Source organism: Lactobacillus hominis DSM 23910 = CRBIP 24.179 (assembly GCF_000296835.1).
Classification (GTDB): domain Bacteria; phylum Bacillota; class Bacilli; order Lactobacillales; family Lactobacillaceae; genus Lactobacillus; species Lactobacillus hominis.
This window is the reverse complement of the sequence record NZ_CAKE01000011.1, coordinates 54,528-67,501: the sequence shown is the minus strand read 5'-3', so window position 1 is coordinate 67,501 and position 12,974 is coordinate 54,528. Positions and strand designations below refer to the sequence as shown.

12 protein-coding genes are annotated in these 12,974 nt (G+C 30.9%); all 12 read right to left on the bottom strand.

Translation table 11 applies throughout. The features are described from left to right. Positions 1-132 precede the first annotated feature (132 nt). The 12 genes from rfbD to BN55_RS05405 all read right to left on the bottom strand — a co-directional run bounded on the left by rfbD (position 133) and on the right by BN55_RS05405 (position 12,970). Complete coding sequence (gene rfbD, locus BN55_RS05460; protein WP_008470937.1) at positions 133-1,119, bottom strand: dTDP-4-dehydrorhamnose reductase; 987 nt, start codon at positions 1,117-1,119, stop codon at positions 133-135. A gap of 16 nt (positions 1,120-1,135) precedes the next feature. Beyond that, positions 1,136-1,744 (bottom strand): dTDP-4-dehydrorhamnose 3,5-epimerase, encoded by a 609-nt coding sequence (gene rfbC, locus BN55_RS05455; RefSeq protein WP_008470934.1) that lies wholly within the window; start codon positions 1,742-1,744, stop codon positions 1,136-1,138. A gap of 21 nt (positions 1,745-1,765) precedes the next feature. Then, positions 1,766-2,650 carry a glucose-1-phosphate thymidylyltransferase RfbA gene (rfbA, locus tag BN55_RS05450; protein WP_008470933.1) on the bottom strand — a complete coding sequence of 295 codons (885 nt, stop codon included), beginning with the start codon at positions 2,648-2,650 and terminating at the stop codon, positions 1,766-1,768. A gap of 4 nt (positions 2,651-2,654) precedes the next feature. Further along, positions 2,655-3,692, bottom strand: coding sequence for a dTDP-glucose 4,6-dehydratase (gene rfbB, locus BN55_RS05445; protein WP_008470932.1), 1,038 nt, complete (start codon positions 3,690-3,692; stop codon positions 2,655-2,657). A gap of 80 nt (positions 3,693-3,772) precedes the next feature. Beyond that, entirely contained in the window at positions 3,773-4,948 is a 1,176-nt protein-coding gene (locus BN55_RS05440; RefSeq protein WP_040469360.1) for a MerR family transcriptional regulator, read from the bottom strand. 11 nt (positions 4,949-4,959) lie between these two features. Beyond that, positions 4,960-5,793 carry an Abi family protein gene (locus BN55_RS05435; protein ID WP_236699153.1) on the bottom strand — a complete coding sequence of 278 codons (834 nt, stop codon included), beginning with the start codon at positions 5,791-5,793 and terminating at the stop codon, positions 4,960-4,962. 433 nt (positions 5,794-6,226) lie between these two features. Further along, a complete protein-coding gene (locus BN55_RS05430; RefSeq protein ID WP_008470927.1) occupies positions 6,227-7,798 on the bottom strand; it encodes a DNA/RNA helicase domain-containing protein in 1,572 nt (523 codons plus the stop codon). 125 nt (positions 7,799-7,923) lie between these two features. Continuing rightward, entirely contained in the window at positions 7,924-10,230 is a 2,307-nt protein-coding gene (locus BN55_RS05425) for a YobI family P-loop NTPase (protein ID WP_040469358.1), read from the bottom strand. A 634-nt stretch (positions 10,231-10,864) separates the two neighbouring features. Further along, on the bottom strand, positions 10,865-11,629 hold the full coding sequence (locus BN55_RS10280; protein ID WP_008470925.1) for a reverse transcriptase domain-containing protein: 765 nt from the start codon (positions 11,627-11,629) through the stop codon (positions 10,865-10,867). A gap of 33 nt (positions 11,630-11,662) precedes the next feature. After that, complete coding sequence (locus BN55_RS10275) at positions 11,663-11,947, bottom strand: hypothetical protein (protein WP_008470924.1); 285 nt, start codon at positions 11,945-11,947, stop codon at positions 11,663-11,665. Positions 11,948-12,468: 521 nt separating this feature from the next. After that, positions 12,469-12,738, bottom strand: a complete 270-nt coding sequence (locus BN55_RS05410) for a HigA family addiction module antitoxin (RefSeq protein WP_008470922.1) — start codon at positions 12,736-12,738, stop codon at positions 12,469-12,471. Between the two features lie 49 nt (positions 12,739-12,787). Beyond that, positions 12,788-12,970: a type II toxin-antitoxin system RelE/ParE family toxin gene (locus tag BN55_RS05405; RefSeq protein ID WP_008470921.1), complete on the bottom strand. Its 183-nt coding sequence runs from the start codon at positions 12,968-12,970 to the stop codon at positions 12,788-12,790. Between the last annotated feature and the right edge of the window lie 4 nt (positions 12,971-12,974).

Below are 12,974 nucleotides of genomic sequence, written 5' to 3'. Positions count from 1 at the left end.
AGTACTAAAAAACCATACTCCGATAGAATATCGAAATATGGTTTTAAACAGAGCTAATTAATAATATGTCCCAAATTTGGGGTTCATATCATACGCTCGATCCTTTTTATTCGGTATTATTTAATTTAAAGTTTACTTCTTCAAATCATCAAAGAAGCCATCATTTTTCAAAATATCTAAATAGCGACTAACTGCATCAGTCCATGTTGGAAGTGGCTTGAAACCATTTTCTTCCAACTTACTCTTATCCAAGCGTGAGTTAAATGGACGGCTTGCTTTTGACAAACCATACTCTTTCGTTGTTACTGGGGTAACTTTGGTCTTGTAGCCTGCCTGGCGGTAAATTTCCTTGGTAAAATCATACCAAGAAATATAACCAGTCTTCGTACCATTTTCGTCATAGCCACTTTCAGTTGCTGGCAATTCAGCATTAGTTGCGTGATAGTAACCGTACTTGTCAGTTTCAATCATATCAACCAATAAACGTGCTAGATCAAAAGTGTAAGTTGGCGTACCAACTTGGTCGTTAACAACCTTAACTTCATCATGAGTTGAGCCAGCTTTAAGCATAGTCTTAATAAAGTTTGAGCCATTAACACCAAATACCCAAGCAATTCTGACAATAAAGTACTTGTCCAAAGTATTGGCAACTGCTTCTTCGCCACCTAATTTAGTTTCGCCATAAACGTTCAACGGCTTGTAACCCTTAAAGTCAGGTTTCCAAGGTTTACTGCCTTGACCATCAAAGACATAATCTGTTGATAAGTAAACCATCGGCACATCTAACTTTTTAGCCATGTTTGCAATATTTTGCGTTCCGTCAACATTTACCTTGCGTACAGCAGCAACCTTATCATCATCTTCAGCCATATCAACTGCAGTCCACGCAGCGCAGTGAACGATAACGTCAGGCTTTTCTTTGGAAATCACTTTCTCTACAGCTGCTGCATCAGTAATATCTAAAGATACGTATGGTGCCTTAGTCACGCTGCTGCCATCAGCTACGCCAGCATATTCAGGTGCCAAGTCTGAACCTACGCCTTCATAGCCACGTTTAGCAAGTTCATTCATAACGTCGTGACCCAATTGGCCATTGACACCAGTTACAAAAACTTTCATTAATTTACCTCACTAATTAAAACTTAAAGGTATCTTTCAAGCCCTTCCATTCTTGATCGCGATCAGATAAAGTGAGCTTGGTTCCATCATCTAAGCTGTAGCCACTAGCATCTGGGCTACCTGGATAATCGCCTTTAAGATGTGGCCATTCAATACCAATTTCAGGATCATTCCAAGCCATTCCGCCTTCGTCATTTGGGTGCCAGAAATCATTAACTTTGTAGCAGAATTCAGCTTCATCACTTAAAACAAGAAAACCATGAGCAAAACCTTGTGGGATCAAGAATTGCTTCTTATTTTCAGCAGTTAACTCTACGCCGTACCACTTGCCGTAAGTCTTGGATTCGCTACGAAGATCAACAGCAACGTCAAATACTGAACCACGCACAGCACGAACTAATTTGATTTGAGGATACTTCTTTTGGAAGTGTAAACCACGTAAAACACCCTTAGTTGAACTAGATTGGTTATCTTGGACGAAGTTAATACTGAAACCTGCATCCATCATATCTCTTTGGTTAAAAGTTTCCATGAAGTAACCACGATCATCTCCGTGAACAGTTGGTGTGATAACGGCTAATCCTTCAATGCCACCTACATTTTTTTCTACTTTGATTTGTCCCATTTTCAAGCTTCTTTCTATAAATTAATAACGTAATCTTCCTTCAGCCACTGACTTCAAATGTTGACCGTATGGGCTCTTGCCATAACGCTTTGCAGCTCCCATTAATTTTTCTTTATCAATCCAACCATGGATATAAGCAATTTCTTCTGGTGCAGAAACCGAAACGCCTTGGCGTTCTTCAATCATTTTAACGTAGTTAGATGCATCAACTAAGCTATGCATTGTACCAGTATCAAGCCAAGCGTAACCACGTCCTAACAGTTGGACGCCTAGATTGCCATCTTGAAGATACATATCATTCAAGCTAGTAATTTCAACTTCGCCACGTGCACTTGGCCTAACTTGAGCAGCTTTCTTGCTTACGCCAGCTGGGTAGAAATAAAGACCAGTTACAGCATAATTGCTCTTAGGATGCTTTGGTTTTTCTTCAATTGAAACAGCATTGCCATTTTCATCAAAATCAACTACGCCAAAACGTTCAGGATCGTTTACATAATAACCAAAGACAGTTGCTTTACCATGTTGTGCATCGCTAGCAGCATTTTTAAGCAAATCAGTAAATCCATTGCCATAAAAAATATTGTCGCCTAAAACCATCGCGCAAGCTTCATCGCCGATAAAGTCTTTTCCTAACGTAAATGCTTGAGCCAAGCCATCAGGACTAGGCTGCACTTTATAAGAAAGATTTAAACCAAATTGAGAACCATCGCCTAATAATTCTTTAAAACGTGGAGTATCGGCCGGTGTAGAAATAACCAAAATATCCTTAATACCAGCTAACATTAATGTAGATAATGGATAGTAGATCATTGGCTTATCGTAAACTGGTAATAATTGCTTACTAGTTACTAAAGTTAATGGATATAAACGAGTGCCAGATCCACCTGCTAAAATAATTCCTTTCATTGGCCTAATCCTTATCTAAAACTTGCTTCTTGCCGTACATTTCGTCGTAGTAGTTTTGGTAATCGCCAGAAATGATGTTTTCCCACCATTCTTTGTTATCTAAGTACCATTGAATAGTCTTCTTGATACCATCTTTAAACATAGTTTCTGGAAGCCAACCTAATTCATTGTGGATCTTTTCAGGATCAATAGCGTAGCGACGGTCATGTCCCTTACGGTCAGTAACGTGCTCAATTAATGAGTAAGGCTTATCTAAGTAATCGCAGATTAACTTAACAATATCGATGTTGTGCATTTCGTTGTGACCACCGATATTATAAACTTCACCTGGCGTACCCTTTTCTAAGATCAAATCAATTGCTTTGCAGTGATCTTCAACGTATAACCAATCACGAACGTTCTTACCGTCGCCGTAAACTGGCAACTTTTCATTATTCAAAGCTCTTTGAATCATCAACGGAATTAACTTTTCAGGGAATTGGTAAGGGCCGTAGTTATTTGAGCAACGTGAAATAGTAACTGGCAAGTGGAAAGTTCTACCATATGCACCAACCAATAAGTCCGCACTAGCCTTACTTGAAGAATACGGACTTGAAGTATGAAGCGGTGTATCTTCGTGGAAGAAAAGATCTGGACGATCTAATGGTAAATCTCCATATACCTCATCAGTAGATACTTGGTGGAAGCGCTTAATACCGTACTTGCGGCAAGCATCCATTAACACAGAAGTACCGATAATGTTAGTTTCTAAGAAAATTTCAGGATTTTCAATAGAACGGTCAACGTGACTTTCAGCAGCAAAGTTAACAATTACATCTGGCTTTTCTTCTTCAAAAAGTTTGTAAACACCTTTGCGATCGCGAATATCTAACTTAACAAACTTAAATTTAGGGTTATCCATCACATCTTTTAATGTAGATAAATTACCTGCATAAGTTAAACTGTCAAGACAGATAATTTCATAGTCCGGATGCTTCTTTAACATGTAAAAAATAAAGTTTGAACCGATAAAACCGGCACCACCAGTAACAACAACTTTCATGTTTTTCCTCCGTTATTATTTTAATTCATAGAAATTATATTACATTACGCAACGTCACCTTCAACACTAAAAATAAAAAACTATCTTTTTTTACAAAGAAAGTAGCCGACATCTTTAGTTATATGAAAGCCACCACTAACTTTTTCATCAACATAGTTTTTAAATTCGTTGTAATGGTCTAGCAAAATTGCATTCTGATTGCCGTGACAGGATAAGATGTAAGAAATTACTGGGGTTGCTTCTTGCAATTCAATTGCATCATGATATTTATGACAACTGATTTCGTTAAAATAATTGCTCAAAATCTGTCGGCCATTATCAAGGCCAAAACGTTCATACAAGTTAGTCGAAGACAAAACAATATTTGGATTGAATTCTTGAACTAAATCAGTAATTTCATGCATGTGCTTTTTAGAATAAGTTGAGCATGCAAAAGAGGCACCCTTTTTCATTACTCGATGAACTTCTTTAAGAGTCTGAGGAATATCATCGCAATAAAAGAGCATGTGATTAGCAATTACAAGGTCGAAGGTATTGTCAGCAAATGGAATCTTCTGGGCATCAAATACTGCATATTGAAAGTCCTGACTATCGCCAATTTCATTTTTGGCATCGGCCAAAATACCTTCAGAAATATCAGATAAAACAATCGTTAACCCCTTTGATAATTTATCTAAATTTTGTGACCATAAAGCACCATTACCCGCTCCCAACTCAAGAATCTTCATCCCTGGCTCTAAATCAAGATTCTTAAATAGCCAGTGAAACCAACCTTCTTTATTTATTGAGTAATCACGGTGCAAACGAATACGTGCAGAAATATTCGACGCATTTTGATACTGCGTGCTCAAGGATTGATTCATGGAAGTTAAATGGATCAAATCTAACATCTTATTCCAGTCGATTTCTTGACCTGCTTTCAGAGTGCTACTTGTTGAATCAATAGCAGTTGCAACATTTTGCATTTCTTTTTGTCGTTCTTCTACTAGTCTTTTTTGAATCTGCAATGAATCAAGCAACAGTTGTCTGTCTCCTGAACCCAAAGTCATCTCTCGAATATCGCTTAGAGAAAATCCTAGGTATTTTAATAGAAGGATTTGCTGCAATTTTGCAAAATCCGCATCAGTATATCGTCTAGCCCCACTTGCAGTATGAGTTGACGGTTTTAATAAATTTTTTTGATCATAATAGCGAATTGTACGAATAGAAACGTGTGCTTTTTTTGCAAATTCGCCACTTGTGTAGTATTTTTGCATTTTTAATCCCACTACTGTTTTAATCTAGGTTGAGTCAACCATTCATTTGGAAATTTTAATAAATTTAGTATTTCTTGTATATCTATAGAGTTCAGATGTTTTTTTAACAAATTTAATCTTTTTCGAATAGAATTACTCAAAATTTTAAACTCAGTCGGACTTAAAAAACATTGCATGCTTACAAAAACTGAATATGCGTATCTTCTACTATTTTTATCTTCAATATTATACTTTAAATGTAAGGCGCTAAAATATCTTGAATCAGCCTTACATCTAAAATCTAGTAAACGATTATTATGCGCGCAAACATTTCTTAATTCATGAATATTCTCAATAAATGAAATCATAATTTCTGGCGTAAAATGTTCATTTAAATCTCCTACGTTCTCATGAATAAAAGTCATTAGATCTTTACAAATTTTATTTTGAATACTCCTCTTGGAATTTTTTATCATCGCACATAATTTTCCAAAGTCTAGAAATTCAACCATAATCCAAATAGGCACATCATTATATTTTTTAACATAATGATGAATCGGATTATTGGACTTATCCTTATAAAAATTAACTATCCGCGACAAATCACTAATTAATCTTCCGACGGAAGGTATTTTATTTGAATCATAAGAATTAATATCTAAATACGCATATCTTTTATTCTTAAATTTTTCTGCAAATCGATACGCAAAAATAGATTTTAAGTGATGTTCTACACTCAAGATAGAATTAAAAAAAGCTTGTTTTAATTGTTTATCACAAAAATATAAGCTACGGACTTCATCAAAAGTTGTTCCTTTAATAAATAAATCAATATTATTTTGAAAATACTTTCCATACCCATTAATAATATTATAGTAATTATTAGTAAGAAGATATCTTTGAGTTCAAGTCTTTAAAAACTAAACCACGATTTTTCAAAATCTCAATTTGTTCATCAATATTTTTAAAATCTTTCATACAAAAAAACACCTCTATTAATAAAATAGAGGTGTTTTTCCGCAACGGTCTCACTTAGAGTCCACCGCCACTCTTCTTACTCTCTATTCTACAATTTTTCTAATTATTGTCAATCATCAGACGTGTATTCGTTTTTAACTAATTCAAATTATATCGAATATGTGTTCGAAGAACAATAGATAAAATATTTAGAGTGAAGCCTATTTTTGATTAATAGAGAATTTTAATATGTTCGTAAATTGCAATAATTTTAGCAACTTTCATAGTAAATACTTTTATTCTTAAAATAGTAACAGTAACTTAACACATGACTTATGTTTTCTACTTACAATCAAAGATTACTTCAACTATTGCTAAATAAATATCAAAATTTCCTATGATAGCTATGGCTAATTTTTCTCGAGCTCTAGTCAAATTTACATAAAGTTCATTATCTAAAAAATAATAATTTGTACGATTATAGACACATAATTGTCCTTTCTTATTATAGAAAAAAGAGTCATCAATATAAGTAATTATCTTATCTTGCTCTTCACCTAAAAATTCATGGGTTGTTATAGAAATCGAACTAAGATCAATAAACTGATCACTACTAGCTTGTAAAAATCTACTTCCTGTTGGGATTAGAAAAGCATAGTTTTTATTTTGCTTATACTGAATCCACGATTTAGCCTCATCCGCTTCATTAAAGAATTTAATTTCCACATGTTTCTTTAACAATTCAGGTGTAATTTGCTTTTTTGGTATATTTTTCAAACAACTAAGCCTTCTTACAAAAGCTGAAATTTCTGGATTAGATCGAATTGATTCCTTTAAGAAATATTGTTCTCCTTTTTTGTCTTTACAATATGTATTCAGCATATTATTTAATAAGTTTCCGCAATCTTTTGGTCCTAAAGCCTGATGTGCGTCATAAAAGAAAATAATTTGTTTAACTTGATAATTAGATTCTATCCAACTTTTCAAAATTTCTAATGCACTATTTGAATTACCAAAATATAATCTTTGTGCCTCATCTACGATAACAACATCATAATCGTCTAATAATTCAGCTGTTAAATTTTTCCCTGAAACAAATTTTATATAATCAAAATTTGTTTGAAGATTATGGTGTTGTTCTCTTAAATTTCCCGGAAAAATAAAAAGAATATTTTTGTCTTTTATTTTTTTTAGTAGATCATATGCTATTAAACTCTTCCCACTGCCAGCAACTCCTTGCACCCCAAAAATTCCTTTTCCATTTGATTGTAATATTCGTTTCTCACAATATTCTTGCTCATCTGAAAGATAATATTCTCCATTCTTAAAACTTTGAAAATCATTCAAAGGTGATATTAAAAAATCGCTTCGAGTCAACTCATATATAGGATTAGACTCAAGAGGTTTTTTTACAGAATTTAATATATTGGCTAAATATTTAAAATCAACCTTCGAATATTTTAGATTATCAAGATTATATTCTAACAATGTATTGCTATCATGGATATATAATAAATATAAAATTTCAGTTTTTTCATCAAAATTTGATGATTTAGTTTTTAGTTTCTTTAGCAGGTGATTTTGCTTTTTAAATTTATTTAATACACTTTTCTCATTCTGCGTTCCGATTTTATGTTTTAATTCTAGAACAATGATTTTCTCTTTTGAAAAAAATATAGCATCAAAATCCGGGAATGGTGGAAATAATGTTCCTAAGCACCATCCATCAGTATTTTTTGATTTTGGAATCTCTTTTAATAAATTTTTACAAAAGCTATAAAAATCATCTATTTCAATATTATTCAAGTCCATTTTTCTATATGCTTTTTCACTTTTTAAATTATTCTCTTGATCTTGACCTTTATTAATATTTTCGTAAATAGAGCAAAATTCTTTTAAGGCATAGGGATACATAGAATCAATCCTTTCAATATATTTTTACAGTCAATATAACTATGTTGCAATAATCATGTTTGAAGTGTTCCTAAAAATGAAATATTAAGACTTCTATCAAAAAATCATCCTAAATAATAAGAAGACTAATACAAATTTTCCCTTACTTTTCTATATTTTTCTTCACTAAGTTTATGCTCATTAAAATATTGGATAATATATTTTTTCACATAAGACGGTGGAATATTAAATTTTTCTTCCTTATTATGTAATTTTATATGCACTATTAATTCAAAATTCTTATAATTTCTTTCATACCATCCTTTTTTTATTAATACTTTCAAAATTTTAGGTTTAAATAAAAAAATTTTTAGATTTGAAAATAAATAAACTTGAGGACTTTCTTTAACTAACAAATAAAATTTTTGAATGTACAAATTTGAACACTTTAAGTTATCTATTAAAACTTTCTGTACATCTTTTTTATTTAAAAAATCATTTTTCTTCAAATATCTTATCATTCTTCCAAATCTATCTTCTTTTTCTACCATTCCCTCCAATATATAATTTATTATCATCTTTCTAATTTTTAGATTTGTCTGTAAAACATCATCAAAAAATGTATTCCAAGAATTATATATATAGGCTATTTTTTCTCTTTTTGATAAATTAGAATTTTGTAAAAGAAATTGATAAATAAATTTATAATCTTTTCTTCTTTTCACTTCAGAAAAAATAACTTTTGCACGTCCAATTTGATTCCAAACATCCGTTTGCTTAAATAATTCAATTAATAAATCGACAGAATAAGCATAAGTATAATCTGCATTAACTTGATTTAGATAAGTTAAAACCTTTAATGGATTTTCTAATTGCTCTGATCTTTTAATTACTTGATGACTTAAAACTTTATTAATGAAACTCCTATCTTTCGGCGAATTTAATGAGAAGAAAGTCGGGGAAAGATAATTGTGATAATCCTCGCATAAAAGATCATTAGTAATAAGAAAAAAAAGGATTGGATGATTAAATAAACGCTCTAAATCTGCATCAATCCTGTCCGAAAAAGCAAAGTCTTCAAAGTTATTTCTGTTTACATACTGAAAAATGCAACTCCATGCATCTGATTTGATTACTTCATCTTGAATAGATAAGTAAGATTTTACATCATCAAAAATTTCTTTTTTATCAAGAATTAATTGACTTAAGAAGGATTTTCCAATAATTAACTTATCAAAATCCGCAGAATATACATTTTTATATATCATTAATCCAAACAATTTATTAAATGCTTCTTCTTGACTTTCTTTATTTTTAATTGCAGCAAGATTTAATTTCTGTGCATAAATATCAACATCAGACATTATGCTGATAATTTCTCGCTTATCATGAATATACTTTCCTATTCCATAAAAATATTCTTCATTAATTAAAAGTGCATGGTCACACTGCCTTTTTTGTTCATAAAATTCATCTCTACTATTTTCTAAATTATGAAGTGGGAAAATAGAAATGGTATAATCAAAAAACTTTCCTCTAGTTTCTGCTGCATAATTTTCATTATTAGCATCAGTATTATTCATATCTTTTGAAAAAGCTGAATCCTTTAATGTATAAATAAATACTATTGGACTTTTTCTAAAATTATTTAATCGCTTATTCAGTGCTCGTAATCTCTGAAAGATTAACGGGTTATTATATCTATCTAAATCCTCAAAAACAATAAACCGTTCCCCGCTCTTATCAAAAAAATATCTCAATTCATCATTATGTTCTACAAATTTATCCCCATCTTTAATCTCACTAGATGGTACTAAATCCGCGTTAATAGTAGCAGAATTCACTTTAAATTTAGTTGATAACTGCAGTGATAGCTTATTTAGACTATGTAAAAATATGTAATATATCACAAACCCAAAACCTGCTAAAATAAATAATCCTATACCATTCAAAAGTTTATTTGGATTTATTATAAATTTACCATTAGATACAATTCCTATTAATAGGAGAATTAATAAATAGGTCACTATTACTATTAATAAATTAATTGAATGTATTCGTCTAATTTGTGAATCGGGAAATCTTATTCTTGATGCTCTGCTTTCTAACAGTAATTGATCTAATATATCTTTTTCAAGTTCTATTACACTCTTTTTATTATCTTTAATATCTTCAAAAAAGTTAGGTACACTAATAAATCTATAACATTCTCTTTGTAATTTTAGTTTTCTAATTATTCGTTCCGATATATTAAATTTCCAGTTCTTAAAAAAACTTAATAAAAAACTACTTTTCCCTGTATCGTATGGCGCTAAAATTCCTATATTAGTAATATTTTTATCCTTTAATGCTACTTCGAGTTTTTCCCATTCTGGTCCTCTATCCTTTTTAGTCAAATTCCCATTAGCATACAAAGATCCAAATGTATTCTTATTTTTCTTTTTAACATACAAACTCCGCTTAACATCATAAATGATGACTAAATTAAGATGTTTTTAAATTCAAATATACCTTTTCAACCTACAAAATATACTTCTATATTCACAGTGGTTTGAGCCTAGTCATACTTCTTATCCATTACATTAATATGCTTTTTATTTCTGAAATTAGTCTCCAATTTTTTTAAATCTTACTTTTTCGAATTTATTTAATATATAAACTATCTAAAATAAATTTGTCCCATCTAAAGATATAATATAATTATTACATATTATCTATTTATATATACTATTTTCATTAAACTATTTTTTCGAGACCGTAAGCTAATTTATGCAGGGATGAATACTTGTTGTTTTACATTCTAAATAGTTATTTCCTAATCAATTCTAGACAAATATAACTGATGCTCCTATCCCCACCGATTCTTCTTCAAAGTTAGCCTAATCTTCGCTATAATTCGATCCTCAGGGATCATATTGAATGGTTAGGAAAAAAATTTCTAAGCTCTAATTAAATAAAATAAAATAATTACCTCTTCTATATCGTCCAGAATATAAACGATATAAGTTATCAGACCCCTGATATTCTTTACCTCGTTAATATTAATGAGCGACACCTTTAGCTTTATGATGCATTCGATAATAATATTTACTTGTAGTTTTTTTCGCGTATTTTTATTGCATTACCATCAAAATTAAGGCCAATAAAATTAATTGTCTTATGCTTTTCATTCAAGCTCGGAGTAAAAAGATGACCGATATTCACGACCGAATGGTCTTGTAATTTATAGACTTGCGTCTTTTCTGGTTGTAATTTCAAAATACCTTTGTCTTTAAATGCTCCAAATTTTAGAATTATTTTTTCAATATCATCAATTGAACTAGTGTCCATAGGTAAAATAATTATAAAATCGTCACTATATCTTCTATAAATACCGCCACGTGCAACTACAAATTCATTTATCATCTTATCGATTTCTAGCATATAAACGTTGGCTAGGCATGCACTAATTGCTGATCCCTGAGGAATGCCTTTATTTCCATGATGACGTTTAATATGGGAACGATATTTTTTATAATCTTCTTTTGACAAAGCCCTTTGCCTTAAATTAAATGCAATCTTATCTTTTCTCTTCTCATAATCAAGATTATTAATGTTATAAAGATCCGTTAATTCACAGTAATCGAACATCGTAATTCGCTTAAATATCGCATAATAATCGGAATTAAGCTTATCGACTTGTAATAAGTCACATAAGCGCTCTTTTAAATATTGATGATCAATTTTGTCAAAAAAGCTTGTAAAATCACCAATCATTACATAAGAAGAAGGATGCTGAATCATAAACTGATACATTTTCCTAAATTCAGCAATAGTATCCGTATGCAGATCCGTTCGATATGCTATTGACACTTCGCAAATGCCATCTTGTTTTAGACGTGCATTTTATTTTTTATTAATTAAAAAACTATAATATTGAAAAATACAACTATCAATATGAGATGCATAACAAATGGTACGCTTCTTAAGATTTCTTCCTTTCGCCTTATCATATTTGTGATATTCAAGATCAGATTTTATAAATGGATAAAAACCGTGTTGTGTAACATTTCTAGGATCAGTAATATATTTTCTACATTTACTTAAATCGGTTCGAAGATCAAAATGAGCATATCCTCTTTTACTCTTTTCTAATACTTTTGGATCTTTAAACCATTCATTAATATTCATAGTTACCCCAATAAATGACGATACTCACTGGCAACGGAGAATAGCGTTCCTAACCAGTGGGTACAAAACAATCAACTTATAATTCATAACGGAACAAAAAACTGAGATGAATTATAACTACTCAGTAATGTCATGTATCTTCATGTTACCATAAAGACGAAAGGACCCAATATGAATCTCTCTCCTAGAACACGAATTCTCCTGTTAATTGTGGTAGTCTTCTGTATTACCCTAGATCAAGAAACATATTCTCTAGTAGCCGATCTTGGAACTGAATTTATTACTAATATTATTAATCACTTCTGGACCAAGATCTTGACAACAATCCCTCTCCGTTATGCCTAATTTCATCATGACGCATATATAATGACATAAATAAAAAATAAATTTATCAAATATCAAACACAGATGTTTAAACAGACAGTGTTAAATCATTTTATATTATCTATCAGTGCCAATGGCTCTATTTTAAAATAGTTAATTCGAGCGCTTTATTGTTAATAAGTAAATATACTTATATTCTAAGCAAATCTAATTTGTTTAATTTGATCGTATTCTTTGCTGTTTCTTATTTCAGCATTTCTTAATTCAATATCATTTTGGATATTTAAAAAGAATTTTGGCGATACACCAAATAGTTTTCCTAATCTTACAGAAGTATCTACTGCAATTTTTCTTTTATCATGAAGAATATCTAGAATTCTTAATGTAGGTACATCTATAGCCTTAGCTACTGCATAAGCAGATAAGTTTAATGGTTTCATAAATTCTTCACGTAAAACTTCACTCATTTTGGTATTGCTATGATGTCCTTAAACATAAATTTTCCCCTCTTAAATTTTAATGATAATCAACAATTTCTACATTATAAAAATTATTAGGGGCTTGAATGGTAAAGCAAATTCGATATTTGGCGTTAATAGTAATGCTATATTGTCCATTCCTATCACCCTCAAGTTTTTCTAAATGATTTGCTGGCGGTATTCGTAAATCGTTAATATCTTGTGCAACGTCCATCATCATAAAT